Below are 19,676 nucleotides of genomic sequence, written 5' to 3'. Positions count from 1 at the left end.
ATGAACGATCGCATGGTGTGGATCGACTGCGAGATGACCGGGCTCTCGCTGTCGACCGACGCGCTCATCGAGGTGGCCGCACTGGTCACCGACTCTGAGCTGAACATCCTCGGGGACGGCGTGGACATCGTCATCCGCCCGCCCGCCGAGGCGCTCGCCACCATGCCCGAGGTGGTGCGCCAGATGCACACGGCCTCCGGGCTGCTGGCGGAGCTGGACGGCGGGACCACGCTCGAAGAAGCCGAGCGGCAGGTCCTGGCGTACGTCCGCGAGCACGTCCCGGAACCGGGCAAGGCCCCGCTGTGCGGAAACTCGGTCGGCACCGACCGCGGCTTCCTGCTGCGCGACATGCCCGGACTGGAGAGTCACCTGCACTACCGGATCGTGGACGTGTCCTCGGTGAAGGAGCTGGCGCGCCGCTGGTTCCCGCGTGCCTACTTCGCCAGCCCGAAGAAGAACGGCAACCACCGGGCACTGTCCGACATCCGCGAATCGATCGCCGAGCTCCGCTATTACCGCGAGGCGATCTTCGTGCCGCAGCCCGGCCCGGACTCCGACACGGCGAAGGCCATCGCGGCCAAGCACGTCCTGCCTGTTCAGGCATAGTGACGTAGCTCGCTCCCGGCACGACGAAAGCTGGGAGCGAGCACCCCTCCGGACCCTGTACACTTTTTCTCGGCCGGTGGGAAACGCACCGGACACGGTGGGTATAGCTCAGCTGGTAGAGCACCTGGTTGTGGTCCAGGATGTCGCGGGTTCGAGTCCCGTTACTCACCCTCACCGAGCAAGGGCCCGGTTCGCGCAAGCGGACCGGGCCCTTGTCGTTTTGTAGTCCCCAGGAGTGACGCAGGGCGCGTACGGGGGAAGTTCGGGCCGGGTCCGGGGAATGCTGAGGTGCCGACACCGGACGAAGGGTCATGACCGATGGCAACAGGCACAGTGAAGTGGTTCAACGCCGACAAGGGCTTCGGCTTCATCGCGCAGGACGACGGCGGCCCGGACGTGTTCGTCCACTTCTCCGCGATTCAGAGCACCGGATACAAGGAGCTGCGCGAGAACGACAAGGTCTCCTACGACGTCACCCAGGGACCGAAGGGACCGCAGGCTGAGAACGTCGTCGTCGAGACGTGACCCCGGCCTGGTCGAGCGGTCCCTTCCGCCGCCGGGCACTGTTGCTCCTCGCGGCCGCCGCGCTCGTCCTCGTCGTCAGTCTCCTCGACGGCTGCGCCAGGGACGGCGGCGACGCCGACCGTCCCGGCGGCAGTGGGCGGACCACGGTCACCATCGGCACCTTCGGTGTCTTCGGCTGCAAGCAGGCGGGTCTCTACGAGGAGTACGAGCGGCTGCACCCGGGCGTCACCATCAGGGAAAGCGTGATCGAGCGCAATGACGCCTACTACCCCCAGCTCCTCACCCACCTCGCGGCGGGCAGTGGCCTGGCCGACATCCAGGCCATGGAGGTCGGCAACATCCACCAGGTGGCGGCCGCGCAGGGCGACCTCTTCGTCGACCTGGGCCGGGCGAAGGGGGTGCGCAGGCGCGACTGGCTGCCGTGGAAATGGGCGCAGGCCACCACCCGGGACGGCCGCACCATCGGTCTCGGTACGGACATCGGCCCGATCGCCGTCTGCTACCGCAAGGACCTCTTCCGCAGGGCCGGGCTCCCGACGGACCGGGAGGCGGTCGGCCGGCTGTGGGCCGGCGACTGGCAGAGGTACATCGACACCGGCCGGGCGTACACCCGGCGGGCCCCGGCGGGCACCGTCTTCACGGACTCGGCGGCCGGCCTCTACAACGCCTCCGTCCACGGCTACGCGGAGCGCTACTACGACCGCCGCGGCAGGCCCGTCTACGCGAACAGCCCGGCGGTCAGGACCTCCTGGGACCTGGCCGTGCAGGCCGTCCGGGCGGGGCTGACCGCGCGGCTGAAGCAGTTCGAGAAGCCCTGGGACCAGGCGTACGCCAACGGCCGCTTCGCCACCGTCGCCTGCCCGCCGTGGATGCTCGGCTACATCAAGGAGAAGTCGGGTGCCGCGGGCCGGGACAAGTGGGACGTGGCCACCGCGCCCCGGCCCGCCAACTGGGGCGGCTCCTTCATCGGCGTCCCGAAGGCGGCCCGGCACAGGGCGGCGGCGATCGAGCTCGCGGTCTGGCTGACGGCGCCCGCCCAGCAGGCCCGGCTCTTCGAGCGCCAGGCCGGTGTCCCCTCCACCCCGGCCTCGTATGCGATGCCGCAGGTCAGGGACGCCCGGAACGCCTACTTCGGCAATGCGCCCATCGGGGCGATCTTCACGACGGCGGCCCGCTCCATCCCCCTGCTCGTCCACGGCCCGATGGAGGCGCAGATGGGGACGGCCTTCACCGACGTCGGCATCCCGCAGGTCGAGCAGCAGGGCCGGCCGGCCCGGGCGGGCTGGCGGGCGGCGCAGAAGGAGATCGAGAACGCGGTGGACGGATGACCGCCACCACCACGGTGGTGGAGGGCGCCCCGGCCGGCCAGGCGGCGGGCCGCCGGCAGGGCCGGGCCGGGCCCGGCCCCTGGCGCAGCCGTCTGTACCGCTGGGACGTGCGCTGCAGCCCCTACGCGTTCGTCGCGCCGTTCTTCCTCTTCTTCGCCGCATTCGGGCTCTTCCCCCTCCTCTACACGGGCTGGGCCTCACTGCACCGGGTGGAGCTGACCTCCCCCGGCCGCATGGAGTGGGCGGGGCTGCACAACTACGCCCGTCTGCTGGGCAACGACTTCTTCTGGAACGCCCTGCGCAACACCTTCACCATCGGTGTCCTCTCCACCGTTCCCCAGCTGCTGATGGCGCTGGGCCTGGCCCATCTGCTCCACTACCGGCTGCGGGCCGCCACGTTCTGGCGGGTCGCGCTGCTGACCCCCTACGCCACCTCCGTCGCCGCGGCCACGCTCGTCTTCGTCCTGCTCTACGGGCGGGACTACGGCATGGTGAACTGGGCGCTGGACGCGGCGGGGATCGGCCCGGTCGACTGGCAGAACGGCACGTGGTCCTCCCGGTGCGCGGTGTCCTCGATCGTCGTCTGGCGGTGGACGGGCTACAACGCACTGATCTACCTGGCCGCCATGCAGGCGGTGCCTGACGAGCTGTACGAATCGGCGGCGCTGGACGGCGCCTCGCGCCTCGCGCAGTTCCGGCACATCACCGTGCCGGCGCTGCGGCCGACCATCCTCTTCACGATCGTCGTCTCGACGATCGGGGCGACCCAGCTCTTCGGCGAACCGCTGCTGTTCGGCGGGGCCGGAGGGCAGAAGGGCGGCGCCGCGCACCAGTTCCAGACGCTCGGTCTCTATCTCTACGAGCAGGGCTGGTTCAACTTCCACCTGGGGCGGGCCTGTGCCGTCGCGTGGACGATGTTCCTGATCCTGCTGCTGATCGCCGCCGCCGGCGGGCTGATCGCGCGACGCCTGCGGAAGGAAGGGTGAGTCAAGGCCGTGAACCCCGCCGGCCCGAGGCCCACGACCGCGGCGCGGCGCGTCGTCCCGGCACCCCGTGCGGGGCGGCAGCTGCACGGCGGGCCCCTCGTCTACGCCGTGCTGACGCTCTTCACCGCCGGCTCGCTCCTCCCCCTGGTGTGGACGGCGGTCGCGGCCTCCCGCGACAACGCCCGCCTGGCCCGCACCCCACCGCCCCTGTGGTTCGGCGGCAACCTCCTGGAGAACCTCGGCTCGGCGTGGACCGACGCCAACATGGGCCTCGCGCTGTTCAACACGACCCTGGTCGCCGGGATGGTCGCGCTGGGCACCGTGCTCTTCTCCACCGTCGCCGGCTTCGCCCTCGCCAAGCTGCGCTTCCGCTTCCGCAGGGCCCTGCTCCTGCTGACCGTCGGCACGATGATGGTCCCGCCGCAGCTGAGCGTGGTGCCGTTGTTCCTCGTCGTCGCCCGGCTCGGCTGGACCGACCAGCTGCAGTCCGTCGTCCTCCCCACCCTGGTCAGCGCCTTCGGCGTCTTCTTCATGCGTCAGTACCTCGTCGAGGCGCTGCCCACCGAGCTGGTCGAGGCGGCCCGCGTCGACGGCGCGAGCAGCTGGCGCGTGGTGTGGCACGTGGTCCTCCCCGTCGCCCGGCCGGCCATGGCCGTGCTGGGCATGCTCTCGTTCGTCCAGGCGTGGAACGACTTCTTCTGGCCCGTGATCGCGCTGACCCAGGAGAACCCGACCGTGCAGGTGGCCCTCACCGGACTCGGCCGCGGCTACGTCCCCGACCAGGCCGTCGTCATGGCCGGTGCACTGCTGGGCACCCTGCCGCTGCTGCTCGCCTTCACGCTCTTCGGCAGACAGATCGTGGGCGGCATCATGCGGGGTGCGGTCAAGGGCTGATCCCGTCCCCTCCTCCACGTCCTCGTCCTCTCCCACCTCCCGGAGCGCTCTCGTGACCGTGAACTTTCCGTCCGGCTTCCTCTGGGGTGCCGCGACCGCCGCCTACCAGGTCGAAGGCGCCGCCCGGGAGGACGGGCGCACCCCGTCCATCTGGGACACCTTCGCCCGCACCCCCGGCCGGGTGCAGGGCGGCGACACCGGGGACGTCGCCACCGACCACTACCACCGCCGCCAGGAGGACGTGCGCCTGATGGCCGGGCTGGGGCTGGGGGCCTACCGCTTCTCCGTCTCCTGGCCGCGCGTCCAGCCCACCGGCCGCGGGCCCGCCTCCCGGCGCGGGCTCGACTTCTACCGGGCGCTCGTCGACGACCTCCTCTCCCACGACATCAGGCCGGTGCTGACCCTCTATCACTGGGACCTGCCGCAGGAGCTGGAGGACGCCGGCGGCTGGCCCGAGCGCGAGACGGCGCACCGCTTCGCCGACTACGCGCACCTGGTCGGCGAGGCACTGGGCGACCGCGTCGATCTGTGGGCCACCCTCAACGAGCCCTGGTGCAGCGCCTTCCTCGGCTACGCCTCCGGGGTGCACGCCCCCGGCCGCACCGACGACGAGGCCGCCCTGCGCGCCGCCCACCACCTCAACCTCGCCCACGGGCTGGGTGCCCAGGCGCTGCGGGCCGTCCTTCCCGCCCGGGCGCTGCTGACCGTCGCCCTCAACACCGGCGCCGTACGCGCCCGTACGCCCTCCCCCGCGGACGCGGACGCCCGGCGCCGCATCGACGCCCTCTCCACGCGTATCTTCACCGAGCCCATGCTGCGCGGCGCGTACCCCGCCGACCTGCTGGCCGACACGGCGGCGATCACCGACTGGGCGTTCGTGCGCGACGGCGATCCGGACGTCATCAAGCACCCCCTCGACGCGTTGGGCATCAACTACTACGCACCGTCAGTGGTATCAGCCGCCACTGACAGCCGCCCCGCCCGCGCCGACGGCCACGGCGGCGAGCGCTCCCCCTGGCCGGGCGCGGACGGCGTGGCCTTCCACCAGCCGCCGGGCAAGCGGACCGCGATGGGCTGGTCCGTCGACCCCACCGGCCTCTACGACCTGCTGATGCGCTTCGCCCGCGAGGCCCCGGACCTGCCGCTGATCATCACCGAGAACGGTGCCGCCTACGACGACAAGCCGGGCGCGGACGGCACGGTGCACGACCCCGAACGCATCGCCTACCTGCACGCCCACCTGGAGGCCGTGCTGCGCGCCCTGGACGACGGCGCGGACGTGCGCGGCTACTTCCTGTGGTCCCTCCTGGACAACTTCGAATGGGCGTACGGCTACAGCAAGCGCTTCGGCGCGGTCTACGTCGACTACGCCACCCAGGCCCGTATCCCCAAGTCCAGCGCCGACTGGTACGCCCGCCTGATCCGCACCGGTCAGCTGCCGCCCTGCTGAGGCCGCGGCTACTCGAAGACCGAGGGCGGCGGCGCGGGCGAGGGCCTGGCGTCGGCATCGGTGACGGGCGCGGCGCCACCGGTGAAGTCGTCGAGGGCGCGGCCGTGTTCGACCCGCCCCTGGTGCGGGTCGGTGGCGGCCCGGCGGGTGAGCTCGGCGACGGGCAGCTCGCGGTCGGCGGCGAGCAGGACGGCGTTGCCGAAGCGGCGGCCGCGCAGCACCGCCGGGTCGGCAGTCAGGCACAGCTCCGGGAAGACGGTCCGTACGGTCGCGATCTGCGCCTTGAGGTGGGCGAGCGGCGGGCCGTCGGCGAGGTTCGCGGCGTAGAAGCCGCCCGGGCGCAGTGCGCGCCGCACCTCGGCCGTGAACTCGGTGCTGGTCAGGTGGGCGGGGGTGCGGGCGCCACTGAAGACGTCCGCGATGATCAGATCCGCCCAGCCGTCCGGCACCTTGGCGAGCCCCTCGCGGGCGTCGCCGCCGCGCACCCGGATGCGCCAGCCGCTCTCCAGCGGCAGCTCGGCGCGGACGAACTGCACGAGCGGGGCGTCGATCTCGACGATCTGCTGGGTGGAGCGGGGCCGGGTGGCGGCGATGTAGCGGGCGAGGGTGAACGCGCCGCCGCCCAGGTGCAGCGCCTGGACGGGCTTGCCGGGCGGCGCGACGAGGTCGGCGATGTGGCCGAGCCGGCGCTGGTAGGAGAAGTCCAGGTGCGCGGGGTCGTCGAGGTCCACGTGGGACTGCGGGGCCCCGTCGATCAGGAGGGTGCGGGCGCGCGGCCGGTCGCGGTCGGGCACCAGCTCCGCGAGACCGCCCGCCACCTGCGCGGATATCGCTTCCGCGGTGCGCCCGCGCGTCTGTTTCTGCTTGCCCTTCGCCACCCGTCCAGTATCGCCGGTGCCGACGGGCCGGCTTAACGGCAGCGGTCGACGGCCTCGATGGTGCGGGCGGCCTCGCCGAGTGCGGCGCGCAGCACCACGGGGTCGGTGGCGGCACCGTAGGCGGCATCCGGCGCGACGAGCCAGCCGGTGCCGGTGACGGGCGGCTCGGCGAAGGCGCCGGTGCGCAGCCCGCGCCCGTAGGTCTGGGTGCAGGCGCTGCCCGGCACGTCCCAGCCGTCCGCCGTGCCGGCCGGCACGAGGAAGCCGAGGGTGTCGCAGTCGCCGTCGTGCAGGACGGGACCGACGCCGTCGCGCAGCCGCAGGATGTCCACCGCCTCCAGCCCCTGGCGGGCGGGGACGGTGACGAGGTCGCACGGGCGGCCGTCCTCACCGGCGGGCGGGGGCGGGTACGGGGAGGGGCTGCGGTCCTGACGCGGCTGGTGCAGAGCCGTCGTCCGCGAACCGCCGCCGATGTCCAGTCCGGCCTCCGCCACGGGAAACCCCTCCTCACGCCGCGCCGTCCGCGTCGGGTCCACATCGAGCCCGCGCTCATGCTTCACGGGGTTCAACGGCCCAGGGCGTCAACGGCTACGGCGCCATGCCGCTGCAAAGGATGGCAGTTCATGGCGGATGACAGGTGGGATATCCGTTTTGTAGCCAAACCGGACCTTGGCGCCCCGGCGCAGCCGGTACGGTCATCACGCCACACGGCAGCACAGCCGCCCGCCCCGCGGGTTGCCCGAGGGGCGGCTCGCCAGGGAGAGGGTCCGCCATGGCGTCGCACAGCGCGTCCTCGTCACCGCGCCCGAACACCGCCTTCCGGGAGCTGCGCGGGCAGCGCTCACCAGGCGAGTTCGCGGCGGCGGTGCGCCGGGCGGCCCGGGAGATCGGTGAACACGTCTCCTGTGACGCGCGCTACGTCGGGCGCGTCGAGTCGGGCGAGATCCGCTGCCCCAACTACGCCTACGAACGGGTGTTCAGGCATATGTTCCCCGGCCTCGAACCGGCGGACATGGGCTTCGCGCCGCGCGAGGCGGTGCGCGGACGGGGGGCGCGCAAGCAGGGCTCCGCGCCCCCCGGGCCATCCGAGAGCCCGGCCGAAAGCCGTACCTCCGGTGCGGTGGACGACACCTTCGACAGCACCGAGGAGAGCGACGTGTTGCGTCGCGCGTTCATGACCACTGGTACGGCCGCCGTGGCCGTAGCCTCCCTGGGCCCCGCCCCGGCCGCCCTGGCATCCCCGCCGCGCCACGCGGGCGCGGCCGAGGCCGCCGCCGTGGAGCAGGCCGTGCGGCGCATCCGGCTGCTCGACGACCGGCACGGTGCCGACGGGCTGTACCGGCGCGCCACCCGCCCGCTGAAGGCGGCGTACGAGCTGCTCGACGCCCAGACGCGGCGGCGGTCGGTGGCGGACCGGCTGCACGCGGGGGCGGGTGAGCTGGCGATCTCCGTCGGCTGGCTGGCCCATGACTCGGGCCGGTTCTCCGACGCCCGTTCGCACTACGCGGAGGCCCTGGCCACCGCGCGGGTCGCGGGGGATCCGGCGCTGGAGGCGCACGCCTTCTGCAACACCGCCTTCCTGGCGCGGGACGCGGGGCGTCCGCGCGAGGCCGTGCGCGCCGCGCAGGCGGCGCAGCGGGCGGGGCAGCGGCTGGGGTCGGCGCGGCTGCTGTCCCTGCTGGCCCTGCGCGAGGCGGGCGGCTGGGCCCTGCTGGAGGACCGGGCGGCGACGGAGGAGGCGCTGCTGCGGGCGCGGGCGCTGTTCGACCGGGGCACCTGCGAGGCGGACCCGGAGTGGATGAGCTTCTTCGGCGAGGCGGAGCTGGAGGGGCTGGAGTCGCAGTGCTGGTCGGCGCTGGGCGACTGGCGGCGCGCGGCGGAGCACGCGGAGCGGGCGGTCGGTCTGCAGGACCCGCACTTCGCCCGGAACACCGCCCTCTACACGGCGCAGCTGGCGGGCGACCTGGCCCGGGGCGGCGCCCCGGACGAGGCCGCCGCCGCGGGCGGGCGGGCGCTGAGCCTGCTGGGCCAGGTCCGGTCGGCCCGCATCCGCGGCATGCTCTCGGCCACGACACAGCTGCTCGGGCGGCACGCGGCCAACCCTGCGGTGGCGTCGTTCCTGGCCCGCCACCGGATGGCCGCACGGTCGGCGTGAGCCCCCGGGGCCCGCGCCGTCGGGCGGGGTGGCCCGTGTCGTCAGGCGAGGTGGCCCGTGTCGTTCCAGCGCTCCAGCGCAGGGGCGCCGTAGGCCCAGCCGAGGACGGACAGCGACGTGGGGTCGAGGCGGATGCGGGAGCCGAAGAAGACGTCCTCGCCCAGCCAGCGTGCCGCGATGGTGCGCAGGATGTGGCCGTGGGCGAAGATCAGCACGTCGCGGTCGGCCTCGCGGGCCCAGGCCACGACCTCGTCGGCCCGCGCGGAGATCTCCGCCCGGGTCTCGCCCTCGGGGACGCCGTCGCGCCAGATGAGCCAGTCGGGGCGGCCCGCCTTGATCTCGGCCGGGGTCATGCCCTCGTAGGCGCCGTAGTCCCACTCCATGAGCGCGTCCCACTCGGCGGCCCGGTCACCGAAGCCGGCCAGCTCGCAGGTCTCCTTGGCGCGCACCAGCGGGCTGGTGCGGACCTCCGTGCCCGGCAGGGCGTCCCAGGGCGCCCGGTGCAGCCGCTCGCCCAGCAGCTTGGCGCCGCGCCGGCCCTCGTCCAGCAGCGGGATGTCCGTGCGGCCGGTGTGCTTCCCGGACAGCGACCACTCCGTCTGTCCGTGCCGGGCCAGCAGGATGCGCGGTGCCATGGCGGGCCCCTCCAACATTTCGATGACGTTCCGCGTCCATCATCACTCACGTCACACCCAGGCAACCCTCGGGGCGATCGGGGCGTCTCCCCCCGAGCACCTCGGTGTTCGAGTGAATGCCGGGGCGGTGTGCGAGCAATGTGGCGTACACCGTACGGTTGCAAGCGCGCTTTTTGGTCGCCTGAACAAATGGAGAGCCGTCCGCATGTACCGCACCGCACCACGAGGCAAGCGGCCGCGCTGGTGGACCGAACTGCCTCTGATAGCCGTGGTGTACGGGCTGTACTCGGCGGGACGGCTGCTGGTCCGAGGCGATGTCCAGTCGGCCGTGGATCACGGCCTGGCAATCCTCGATCTTGAAAAAACGTTCCGAATAAACTTCGAGCACCCGCTCAACCGGCTGTTCACCGATCATGCCTCGATCGGCATACCCGCCGACTTCGCCTACGCCGCCCTGCACTACCTCCTCACCCCGGCCCTCCTGGTCTGGCTCTTCCGGCGCCGCCCCGACCACTACCGGCGGATGCGGACCTGGCTGATGATCTCCACCCTCATCGGCCTCATCGGATTCACGCTCCTGCCCACCTGCCCGCCCCGGCTCCTCGACGGCTCCTACGGCTTCGTCGACACCATGCACCAGTACTCGGAGTACGGCTGGTGGGGCGGCGACGCCAGCGCCCCGCGCGGCCTCGGCGGGCTCACCAACCAGTACGCGGCCATGCCGAGCCTGCACGTCGGCTGGGCCCTGTGGTGCGGTGCCGTGCTCTGGCGCCACAGCCGCGCCGCCTGGGCGCGGATCGCCGGCGTCGCCTACCCGCTCCTGATCACCCTCATCGTGATGGGCACCGCCAACCACTACTTCCTCGACGCCGCCGCCGGAGCCGGCGTCATGGGCATCGGCTACCTGCTGGCCCGCCCCGCGCTGCGGCTCACCGCCCGCATCCGCGACCGCTTCACCGGCGCGACGGACGGCGAAATCACCGGGACGCCCGCGATTGTCAGTGCCGGGTGCGAGACTTCCGCGGGTACAGCGCTTCCCCGGACGACCGCCGCCGGCTCCCCCGCCGGAGCGGGCCGGCCGGGGGCGCCGGAGAGACTTCGCGAGGCGGACGCCAGTGACCAGATCCCTCGACAGCAGGCCCGGGGCGAGGCCGGGGACGACCGCGCCGACGACGCTGCGGCAGCGGCTCGCTGAGCTGCGCGGCCCCTCGGTCGCGCCCCTCCCGCTGGACGCCCGCGCGCTCGCCGCGCTGGCCGCCAACCCCGGCTGCCACCGCCGCGCCCTCCTCGACGGCGCCGGTGTGGACAAGGCCGCCCTCGCGCGGGCCCTCGGCTCACCGGCGACGTTCGGGCAGTCCCAGTTCGCGTTCGTCCGCGGCCACGCCTTCGAGGCGCGCGTCAAGGCGGACGGTGGCACGGAGCTCGTCCGGCTGCTCCACGCGCGTCTGGCCGGGGCCGCCGCGGCGGCCCCGCCGCCCGGGCCGGACGACGTCCGCATCCCCGACCTCACCGCCGCCGGGCCCGAGGGCCGCACGGCCCGGACGGCCCTGGCCCTGCGCGAGGCCACGGCCGCCGGCCGGTGGACGCTGCTGGACCACCCCCTGCTGGCCATGGACGTCGCCGGGACGCCCGCCTACCTGGAGCCGGACGCGGTGGTCGTCCACCCCGACGGCAGCTGGACGGTCGTCGAGATCAAGTCCTTCGCCATGGTCGACGGCTCGGCCGACGCCGCGAAGGTGGGCGCGGCCGCCCGGCAGGCGGCGGTGTACGCGCTCGCCCTGGAGCCCCTGGCCGGGCGCGTGGCCTCCGGCGCCACGGTGCGCCATGAGGTCCTGCTGGTCTGTCCCAAGGACTTCTCCAACGTCCCCGACGCCGCCCTCGTCGACATCCGCAAGCAGCTCGCCACGACGCGCCGCCAGCTCGGCCGGCTCACCGGCGTGGCCGACATCGCCGCCGCCCTGCCGGAGGGCACCAGCTTCGATCTGTGCCTGGCCGACGACGGCCGCACGCCGCGGCGCCCGTCCGGCGAGCTGGCCGAGGCGCTCGACGCGGTGGCACCGGCCTACGCGCCGGAGTGCCTGGCCGCCTGCGAGCTGGCCTTCCACTGCCGCGCCCGGGCCCGGGCGGAGGGCTCGGTGCAGACGCTGGGCCGCGGGGCCCGCGCCGAGCTGGGCGGCCTGACCACGATCGAGTCCGTCCTGGCGGCCGCGGCCGGAGAGGCCGGCGACCCCGACGACCCCGCCGTGGCCGCCCTGCGCCGCGCGGCGGCACTGCGGGCCGAGGCGCTCGCGCCGTGCGGCGCCGAACCGGTGCCGGCCGCCCGGAAGGAGCTCCCGTGTCACTGATCGGCACGCTCGCCCGCATGGAGGCCGTGCGCGAGGGGCGGGCCCGGCCGCTGGCCACCGTGCGGCACCGCCACCTCGCCGCGCGGCCGCTGGTGTTCGTGCCGCTCACCACGGCCGGCGAGGCGGGGGCGCCGCTGGGCGCGCTCGTCGGCACCGAGCGGGACGCGCCCCGGCTGCTGGTGGTGGCGCAGCCGCGCGACCGGGACATGCGGTTCGCGTTCCTCGCGGAGCTGGCCGACGCGATGCTGCCGTACGTCGAGGCGTACGGCGACGCCGTGGAGCACGAGGAGCGCAAGGAGACCGACCCGGAGACCGGCCGGAAGGTGCCGGTCGAGGTCGAGCTGTGCGCCGACGCCCCGCAGCTGCTGGTGCCGAGCGCCGCGGGCGTGGAGTACGTACGACTGCTCGGCCGCTCCATGCGCTTCCGGCGCACCGCCGAGCAGGACCCCGACGCCCCCCACCCCGCGCCCCCGCGCGTGCCGCTGCTGGGCCGCTGGCTGACGCACTTCGGGGAGCGGGCCCACGTGCCGGGCTCGTCGCTGCTGCTGGCCATGACGCAGCTGCTGGGCCGCCATTGGGCGACGGGCCAGAGCGCGCTGGAGGACCAGCACCTGGGAGCGCTGCTCGCCTGGATCGATCCGCCGGACGGGATGCCCGGCGGGCAGGCGGCCCTGCGGGCGGAGCTGGAGCGCGACGCGGACGGCCTGCTCATCCACCCGCCCGCCGGCCCGGCGACGGACCCGGTCTTCGACAACAAGCGGCTGGCCCCGGCCGTCACCCGTTACGACCGGGCCCGCACCGAGGCGCTCGAAGCGGCCCCGCACCGCTTCGCGGCCGCCCAGGAGGCGCTGGCCGACGCCGACCGTGCGCTCCGCGAGCTCCTGGCGTCCCAGCTGCGCCCCACCTGGGACGCCGTGTGGCACGGTGTCGACCTGCTGCGCGCGCTGCCCGAGGGCGCGCACGTCGCCGAGCGCTGGAAGCGCGACCGCTGGTCGTACACCGGGCACCGCGACCGCGTCCGCGCCGGCGAGCCCCCGCAGCCCCGGCGGGACGACGCCGTCACCGCGGCCCGCAAGCTCGCCGCCCGGGAGACCGCGCAGGCGCGGCTGGACGCCCAGGAGGCACTGGACGACCCGCTGGTGATGGCGGCGCGGCGGCTGGCGGGCGAAGCCTTCGCCGGCGAGGTCACCGAGGTGGTGATGGAGTACACGCAGGCCAAGGTGGCCCGTCCCCGCCCGCTGGTGACGCTCCGCACGGCGGACGGCCCGCACGTCGCCGACGGCGCGACGCTGCACCGCGCGCTGCCGGACGGCAGGACGCAGTCCGCGGAGTTCGTCGCGTACGGGCCCGGCGGCACGCTGACCGTACGACTGACCGGCGGAATGGGGCGCGGAAAAGTGCCCGACACGGGTTCGGTGCCCGAGCCGGGCCACCACGTGTGCTGGACACTCTTCGACCATGCGCCCAGGGGCGGCCCCGACCTGCCCGACCCCGAGCAGACCCCCTGGACCCACGGCGGCCCGCCGGCCGCCGTCGCCGAGGCCCCCGACCCCGTGACCGCGGAGGACCGTCTGTGACCGTACGCATGGCGCCCGGGCGCGCCTTCGACCCCGCCGGGGCGGCGGCAGCGGCCACGGACGCCATCCTGCGCGACACGCTGCACAGCCCGCACCGCGGCGTCGTCGTGGACTCCCCGCCGGGCGCCGGCAAGTCGACGCTGGTGGTGCGTGCGGCGCGCGAGCTGGCCGCCGCGGGCCGGCCCCTGATGATCGTCGCGCAGACCAACGCCCAGGTCGACGACCTCGTGCTGCGCCTGGCCGAGCAGGATCCCGGGCTGCCCGTCGGCCGTCTGCACAGCAGTGACCGGCACCCCTACGACCCGGCGCTCGACGCGTTCGACCACGTCGTGCCGTCCGCGCGGGTGGCGGAGCTCGCCGGGCTGGACGTCGTCGTCTCCACGGCCGCGAAGTGGGCCCACACCAAGGTCGCCGAGCCGTGGGGGCACGCGATCGTCGACGAGGCGTACCAAATGCGCTCGGACGCGCTGCTCGCGGTGGCGGGCCTGTTCGAGCGGGCCCTGTTCGTGGGCGATCCCGGCCAGCTGGACCCGTTCAGCGTGGTGGGGGCCGAGCAGTGGGCGGGGCTGTCGTACGACCCGTCGGCGAGCGCGGTCTCCACGCTCCTCGCGCACAATCCGGACCTGCCGCAGCACCGGCTGCCGGTGTCGTGGCGGCTGCCCGCCTCCGCCGCGCCGCTGGTCTCGGACGCGTTCTATCCGTACACGCCCTTCCGCAGCGGCACGGGCCACGGCGAGCGCCGGATGGCGTTCGCCGTGGCCTCCGACGGCTCCGGGCCGGACCGGGTGCTGGACGAAGCGGCCGGGACGGGCTGGGGCCTGCTGGAGCTGCCCGCCCGCCACACCCCGCGCACGGACCCGGAGGCGGTCGGCGCGGTGGCGCTGGTCGTGCGCCGCCTGTTGGACCGCGGCGGCGCCGTGACCAGCGAGCGATCCCCCGACCCGGTGCCGCTCACGGCGGACCGCGTCGCGGTCGGCACGGCCCACCGCGACCAGGCCGCGGCGGTGCGCGCGGCGCTCGCGGGCCTGGGCGTGGACCCGGGGCCGGGCGGGGTCACGGTGGACACGGCCAACCGGCTCCAGGGCCGGGAGTTCGACGTGACGGTCGTGCTGCACCCGCTGTCGGGGCGCCCGGACGCCACGGCCTTCCACCTGGAGACGGGCCGCCTGTGCGTGCTGGCGTCGCGGCACCGGCACGCGTGCATCGTGGTGTGCCGGGCGGGCGTCGACCGGCTGCTGGACGAGCACCCCTCGACGGACCCGGTGCAGCTGGGAGTGACGGTGAAGTTCCCGGACGGATGGGAGGCGAACCACGCGGTGCTGGCCCATCTGGCGGAGCACCGGGTGGCCTGGCGGCCGTGACGCGCGGCGGGCTGGGGGGCGGCTGGATCCCGGGGAGGGAGCGGGGGCGCACTTGCGCGCGGCAGGACAATGGATGACGGTGCAGACGATTCTGGAGGTATGTACATGTGCGAGCCGAAGCAGGCTCCCGGCGCGCAGGACAGTGCCCAGCGCCGCCTGAAGCCCGCGCAGCTGCTCTTCGAACCACCCGAGGCCGTCGCCGATCCCGAGCACTTCTTCGACCTCGAATCGATCGAGGACCCGCGTGAGCTGCTGACCCGCTCCACGGAGCTGGCGCTGGCCTTCCGCGCGGCAGCGGACCGGGCGACGGAGTACCAGGCGGTGGCAGCGGCTCAGCTCGCCGATCCCCGGCGCTTCGACAGACTGCCGACGGCGGTGATCGCCGAGCGCGCCGAATGGAGCGAGGACTACGCGAAGAAGATGGTCGAGTTCGGCCGCGAGCTGCAGCGCGGCAGCAACACCGCGGTCGACTGACCCGTACGGCCCATGGTCCCGACCATGGGCCGTTGGCATATGCGGCGCACAAGGTAGCGCACGGCCCACGGCCCTGTCCCGATTTCCGGCAACTACCCCGGACCGACCCCACTGCGCCGCCGACGATAGGGCCATGAGCTCCTGGCCGCACCCTCCGCGCCCCGTCCGCCACCGGCCCGCCGCCGGCGTCACCCCCGCCGGTGCCGACTGGCTCGCCTCCGCCAGCCGGTTCCCCGCCTCCGTGCACGCCCTGTGGGCCGGCAGCGCCCAGGCCACGGCTGTGCTGCCCTGCGGCACGGTGTTCGACGTGATCGGCGCGCCGACGCTGTTCGGCCGCCGGATGCTCGACCAGCTGTGGTCGCCCACCGGGCCCGGTTCCGGCCCGGTGGCGGCGCACCGCGGGATACTGCTGCTGTTCGCCGCCCCCGGAACGGCCCAGCGGCTGCCCGCCCTGCTCGGCTGGGAGGAGTGGGTCCAGGGCGCGGGGAGCGAGGGGGCCATGCCCCAGTTGCTCTCCTACGGCCCGGGGGACGCCGTGACCGTCCCGCCGCTGCTTCCCCAGCCCGAGGAGAGCGAGCCCGCTCCCGCCACGACCCGCTGGTTGGTGGCCCCGGAGACCCGCCACCCCTGGCTGCCGGCCGCGGACGCGCTGCTGTGGGCCTGCGTACGGGCCGCCCGGGCGGGCTCGGCGGCCCCTGTACCCATGCCGGCGCGGGGCTGAAACATACGGATTTTCTTTCCACCGGATCGGGGTGCTAAAGTTTTCCACGTCAGCAGGCGCCGCTAGCTCAGTTGGTTAGAGCAGCTGACTCTTAATCAGCGGGTCCGGGGTTCGAGTCCCTGGCGGCGCACCGACAGACGAAGGGCCTCATCGAAAGATGAGGCCCTTCGTCGTACGCCCGCGAGGCGCCGCACACCCGCCGGGCCCCGACGGCGCCGACCGTCACCCCCGGCTCACCTTCACCGTCCAGGCCCCCGTCGCCGTGTGCCCCCGCACCTCCACCCGGACCCCGTCCGCGACGGAGCCCAGGGACTCGCCCGGGCCCAGGGGGGCGTCGGCCAGCGGCGGGTAGACGGACTGGCCCCAGCAGGCGTGGCCGCCCGGGTGGCCGTCGAGCACCTGGATGGGCCCGCCGCCGGAGGCGGTGTCGCTGCGCACCCGGTAGACCAGCACTCCCTCGGTACAGGTGGCCGCGTCGTTGCCGAAGGCGCCGCGCGCCTCGACGACGACGGCGGTGGTCGCGCCCGTACGGACCACGACCATGCGGGTGCGGGCGTCCGTGCCGGGGTGCATGGGGCTCTCCAGCGGCTGGAGGGTGTGCAGGGCGGAGCCCGGGGCGTTGACGCAGTCGACCTGGCGCGGGGTCAGCCAGCCGAGCTTCCACTTGTGCCAGCCGAAGGGTTCGGAGGCGAGTCCGAACTGGCTGCCCATGAGGTCCCAGTCGCCGACGTGGGTGTCCCAGTCGCCCTTGCCGTCGGTGGGCCGGTGGTAGAGATCGGGCAGGTCCAGTACGTGCCCGGTCTCGTGGGCGAGGACGTTGCGGTCCGGCGGGTGGTGCTCGAAGACCGTCACGACGCGCCGCAGGTCGCTGCCGTCGACGCGGATGGGCTCCTCCAGGTTGACGACCTTGGTGGCGTCGGAGTCGACCCCGGGGGCGTCGGGGTCGGCGACGAGGTAGACGAGGCTGTAGCGCCGGAAGTCCACGGAGCGGTCGGCGGCGGCGATGGCGTCCCGCAGGTAGGCCGAGCGCCGGTCGCCGTCCCAGTCGCGCTGTATGTGGTACTCGCCGGAGGTGTGGGGCATCTGGAACCAGCGCTTCACCGGATGGACGCGGAGCGAGAACCGTCCGTAGGAGGCCCGCTCGAAGAAGCGGGACGTGGCGGGGAAGTGGTCGGCGGCGAGCCGGTCGGGGGAGACGGTGGGCCTGGCGTCCGGGAACGACAGGAAGATCATGACCGCGTCGAGCCGGCCGACGGGCCGCGGGTAGTCCGGGTTCCAGGTGTCCACCCCCTCGGAGTGGTGCGCCTGACTGCGCGGCAGCGCGCAGGGACCGCCGGGCCCCGCCGCGTGCGCCGGGGCGGCGACCATGGTCGTGGCGATCGCGCACAGGCAGGTGAGCACGGCGCCCAGGCGGCGCAGCCGGGACCGTTCCGCGCGGCGCGGCCGCGGCCGGTCCACTCCCATGGGTGTCAGCGGACGCACCACGTCGACCTCCGGGGACGGAATTGGGAGACCTCACCCACCCTCTTGTTATTTGCGGTGTTATGCCCCGTTTCACTACCCCAGTCGAGTGACTAAGCCGACTTCTGGGTACATCACACTCAGTCACGGATGGTCAGTCGCGAAAGATGGTCGATAAGAACCGCCCGGCAGTCTCGGGCGTGAGTGCGCACAGGCGTGCATGGGCGGTCAGAAACGGTCGGACCCATGCCGACGGCTCCCCCGCTCACGGCCGGGCCGCTGGAACGGTCCCTGCGCGGGCTCTATGCTCGCCACACTTCGAGCACAGAATCCCCCTACAGGCGGCCATTTGCCGCCTTTTCCACCACGCGTACGAGACACACGACACCCGCACGGGGTCCGTGCGGGACGAATGCCACGCGGGAGCGAGCGTTGAGCGGAACACTCGACGGCCAGGGCGGCAAGCCCGGTCCAAAGCCGCCAGTCGTCACGCAGCGTCACGTCACTTCGAATGAATTCCGCGCCGCCTTCCGTGCCGCGCGCCTCGGTATGGCCGTCGTCGGCCGAGACGGCCTCGTACGCACCGCCAACGACGCCCTCGGCGCCCTGCTGGGCACCGACCCCGCGCGGCTCCAGGACTCCCCCGCCGCCGAGTTCACCGGTCTGCGCGAGGACTCCCGCACCTGGAGCGCCTACCGGGAGGTGCTGCTCGGCCGCCGCGACCGGCTCCACTGCACCCGCCGGCTCAAGCAGCCCGGCGGCCAGGGCGTATGGGCCGAGGTGACCGTCACCCCGCTGCCCGAGACCCCCGACGCCCTGCTGTCGGTGGCCGACATCAGCGACCGGCGCGACCTGCGGGCCCGGCTGCGGCACCTGCGGATGCACGACCCGGTCACCCGGCTGCCCAACCGCAGCCTGTTCTTCGAGCGCCTGGCCGGCGCCCTGGCCACGGCCGCCGCCCGGCGCGACGCCGACGGGCGCAGCGGCCGCATCGGGCTGTGCTACCTCGACCTGGACGGCTTCAAGGCCGTCAACGACACCCTGGGGCACCGGGCCGGCGACCGGCTGCTGTGCGCGGTGGCCGAGCGGCTGACGCAGTGCGCGGCCCCCGGCGGCCACCTGGTCGCCCGGCTCGGCGGCGACGAGTTCGCGCTGCTGGTCGAGGAATCGGCGGGCACCGAACAGCTGATCGACCTCGCCGCGTCCGTCCAGGCCCACCTCACGCGGCCGTTCGAGGTGGCCGGGCAGCGGCTGGCGGTGTCGGCCAGCATCGGCGTGGTCGAGCGCCCGGCGGCCGGCACCCACGCCACCGAGCTGATGCAGGCGGCGGACACCACGCTGTACTGGGCGAAGGCGGACGGCAAGGCCCGCTGGACCCTCTTCGACCCCGAGCGCAACGCCCACCGCATGACCCGGCAGGCCCTCTCCAACACGCTGCGCCCGGCCGTCGACCGCGAGGAGTTCTCGCTGCAGTACCAGCCGTTGGTGGGGCTCGGCGACGGCGTCCTGCGCGGGGTGGAGGCGCTGGTGCGCTGGCACCACCCGCAGTTCGGCACGCTCCCGCCCAATCGTTTCATCGGACTGGCGGAGGAGACGGGTGCCATCGTGCCGCTCGGCCGCTGGATCCTGGCGACCGCCTGCCGCCAGGCCCGCCGCTGGCAGCTGGACCACCCCGGCGAACAGCTGGTCGTCAGCGTGAACGTGGCGGTGCGCCAGGTGTGGGACTCCGACCTCGTCGCGGACGTCGCCGCGATCCTCACCGAGACCGGGCTGCCGCCGAGCCTGCTGCAGCTGGAGCTCACCGAGTCGGCGGTGATGGGCTCCGCCGGCCGGCCCCTGCAGCAGCTGCAGGCGCTCAGCGACATGGGCGTCGCCATCGCCATCGACGACTTCGGCACCGGCTATTCCAACCTCGCCTACCTCAGCCGGCTGCCCGTCTCCACGCTCAAGCTCGACGGGTCCTTCGTGCACGGCTTCCGCGCCGCGGAGCATCCCAACCCGGCCGACGAGACGATCGTCGAGGCGCTCGTCCAGCTCGCGCACCGGCTGGGCCTCACCGTCACGGCGGAGTGCGTGGAGAGCGCGGAGCAGGCCGAGCGCCTCGGTCGCATCGGCTGCGACACCGGCCAGGGGTGGTTCTACTCCCGGCCGGTCCCGGCGGACCGCATCTCGGCCCTGCTGAGCGCGGGGGTGCGGCCCTAGGTGTGTTGTTCGGTGAGGTTGGTGACGCGGCTGGCGGGTGTTTGGCCGTGGATGCCGGTGTGGGGTCGGTGGTAGTTG

At 73.9% G+C, this 19,676-nt stretch carries 18 protein-coding genes and 2 tRNA genes; 16 read left to right on the top strand and 4 right to left on the bottom strand.

From position 1 onward, the window contains the following. The 7 genes from orn (at position 1) to IE182_RS22170 (ending at position 5,789) form a co-directional block, all read left to right on the top strand. Complete coding sequence (gene orn, locus IE182_RS22200; RefSeq protein WP_190111642.1) at positions 1–606, top strand: oligoribonuclease; 606 nt, start codon at positions 1–3, stop codon at positions 604–606. A gap of 97 nt (positions 607–703) precedes the next feature. After that, positions 704–776: transfer RNA gene (locus tag IE182_RS22195), tRNA-His, on the top strand. A 148-nt stretch (positions 777–924) separates the two neighbouring features. Beyond that, positions 925–1,131, top strand: a complete 207-nt coding sequence (locus tag IE182_RS22190) for a cold-shock protein (protein ID WP_190111641.1) — start codon at positions 925–927, stop codon at positions 1,129–1,131. Further along, the gene (locus tag IE182_RS22185; protein ID WP_229845014.1) at positions 1,128–2,459 is read left to right on the top strand and encodes an ABC transporter substrate-binding protein; all 1,332 of its coding nucleotides are present in this window, start codon (positions 1,128–1,130) and stop codon (positions 2,457–2,459) included. Before IE182_RS22190 ends, IE182_RS22185 begins: the two co-directional genes overlap by 4 nt. After that, positions 2,456–3,445 (top strand): carbohydrate ABC transporter permease, encoded by a 990-nt coding sequence (locus IE182_RS22180; protein WP_190111640.1) that lies wholly within the window; start codon positions 2,456–2,458, stop codon positions 3,443–3,445. Before IE182_RS22185 ends, IE182_RS22180 begins: the two co-directional genes overlap by 4 nt. 9 nt (positions 3,446–3,454) lie before the next feature. Then, complete coding sequence (locus IE182_RS22175; RefSeq protein ID WP_190111639.1) at positions 3,455–4,339, top strand: carbohydrate ABC transporter permease; 885 nt, start codon at positions 3,455–3,457, stop codon at positions 4,337–4,339. A gap of 52 nt (positions 4,340–4,391) precedes the next feature. Beyond that, positions 4,392–5,789 carry a GH1 family beta-glucosidase gene (locus tag IE182_RS22170; RefSeq protein WP_190111638.1) on the top strand — a complete coding sequence of 466 codons (1,398 nt, stop codon included), beginning with the start codon at positions 4,392–4,394 and terminating at the stop codon, positions 5,787–5,789. A gap of 8 nt (positions 5,790–5,797) precedes the next feature. On the opposite strand, the gene IE182_RS22165 is transcribed toward IE182_RS22170, so the two are convergent. After that, on the bottom strand, positions 5,798–6,667 hold the full coding sequence (locus tag IE182_RS22165; RefSeq protein ID WP_190111637.1) for a spermidine synthase: 870 nt from the start codon (positions 6,665–6,667) through the stop codon (positions 5,798–5,800). Positions 6,668–6,699: 32 nt separating this feature from the next. Further along, the gene (locus IE182_RS22160) at positions 6,700–7,161 is read right to left on the bottom strand and encodes a hypothetical protein (RefSeq protein ID WP_229845013.1); all 462 of its coding nucleotides are present in this window, start codon (positions 7,159–7,161) and stop codon (positions 6,700–6,702) included. A 278-nt stretch (positions 7,162–7,439) separates the two neighbouring features. Between IE182_RS22160 and IE182_RS22155 the strand changes: the two genes are divergently transcribed. Then, the gene (locus tag IE182_RS22155; protein WP_190111636.1) at positions 7,440–8,822 is read left to right on the top strand and encodes an NsdA family TPR-like regulatory protein; all 1,383 of its coding nucleotides are present in this window, start codon (positions 7,440–7,442) and stop codon (positions 8,820–8,822) included. Between the two features lie 41 nt (positions 8,823–8,863). Here IE182_RS22155 and IE182_RS22150 read toward each other — a convergent pair whose 3' ends face one another. Continuing rightward, the gene (locus IE182_RS22150; RefSeq protein WP_190111635.1) at positions 8,864–9,457 is read right to left on the bottom strand and encodes a histidine phosphatase family protein; all 594 of its coding nucleotides are present in this window, start codon (positions 9,455–9,457) and stop codon (positions 8,864–8,866) included. A 205-nt stretch (positions 9,458–9,662) separates the two neighbouring features. On the opposite strand from IE182_RS22150, the gene IE182_RS22145 reads away from it, so the two are divergent. The 7 genes from IE182_RS22145 to IE182_RS22115 all read left to right on the top strand — a co-directional run bounded on the left by IE182_RS22145 (position 9,663) and on the right by IE182_RS22115 (position 16,065). Beyond that, the gene (locus IE182_RS22145) at positions 9,663–10,652 is read left to right on the top strand and encodes a phosphatase PAP2 family protein (RefSeq protein WP_190111634.1); all 990 of its coding nucleotides are present in this window, start codon (positions 9,663–9,665) and stop codon (positions 10,650–10,652) included. Further along, complete coding sequence (locus tag IE182_RS22140) at positions 10,573–11,802, top strand: hypothetical protein (RefSeq protein ID WP_190111633.1); 1,230 nt, start codon at positions 10,573–10,575, stop codon at positions 11,800–11,802. Before IE182_RS22145 ends, IE182_RS22140 begins: the two co-directional genes overlap by 80 nt. After that, positions 11,793–13,379, top strand: a complete 1,587-nt coding sequence (locus IE182_RS22135) for a hypothetical protein (RefSeq protein ID WP_190111632.1) — start codon at positions 11,793–11,795, stop codon at positions 13,377–13,379. Before IE182_RS22140 ends, IE182_RS22135 begins: the two co-directional genes overlap by 10 nt. A gap of 8 nt (positions 13,380–13,387) precedes the next feature. Next, the gene (locus IE182_RS22130; protein WP_190111714.1) at positions 13,388–14,740 is read left to right on the top strand and encodes an AAA domain-containing protein; all 1,353 of its coding nucleotides are present in this window, start codon (positions 13,388–13,390) and stop codon (positions 14,738–14,740) included. Positions 14,741–14,845: 105 nt separating this feature from the next. Next, on the top strand, positions 14,846–15,214 hold the full coding sequence (locus tag IE182_RS22125) for a DUF8844 domain-containing protein (protein WP_190111631.1): 369 nt from the start codon (positions 14,846–14,848) through the stop codon (positions 15,212–15,214). A gap of 133 nt (positions 15,215–15,347) precedes the next feature. Continuing rightward, complete coding sequence (locus IE182_RS22120; protein ID WP_190111630.1) at positions 15,348–15,935, top strand: bifunctional DNA primase/polymerase; 588 nt, start codon at positions 15,348–15,350, stop codon at positions 15,933–15,935. A 56-nt stretch (positions 15,936–15,991) separates the two neighbouring features. After that, positions 15,992–16,065, top strand: a tRNA-Lys gene (locus IE182_RS22115). 92 nt (positions 16,066–16,157) lie between these two features. On the opposite strand, the gene IE182_RS22110 is transcribed toward IE182_RS22115, so the two are convergent. Continuing rightward, positions 16,158–17,399 (bottom strand): M6 family metalloprotease domain-containing protein, encoded by a 1,242-nt coding sequence (locus tag IE182_RS22110; protein WP_190111629.1) that lies wholly within the window; start codon positions 17,397–17,399, stop codon positions 16,158–16,160. Positions 17,400–17,828: 429 nt separating this feature from the next. Between IE182_RS22110 and IE182_RS22105 the strand changes: the two genes are divergently transcribed. Continuing rightward, positions 17,829–19,598, top strand: a complete 1,770-nt coding sequence (locus tag IE182_RS22105) for a putative bifunctional diguanylate cyclase/phosphodiesterase (protein ID WP_190111628.1) — start codon at positions 17,829–17,831, stop codon at positions 19,596–19,598. The last annotated feature ends 78 nt before the right edge of the window (positions 19,599–19,676 follow it).

It is taken from the genome of Streptomyces cinnamoneus (assembly GCF_014650495.1).
GTDB classification, from domain to species: domain Bacteria; phylum Actinomycetota; class Actinomycetes; order Streptomycetales; family Streptomycetaceae; genus Streptomyces; species Streptomyces cinnamoneus.
Note: the sequence above shows the minus strand (reverse complement) of the source record. Positions and strands in the feature narration are given on the sequence as shown.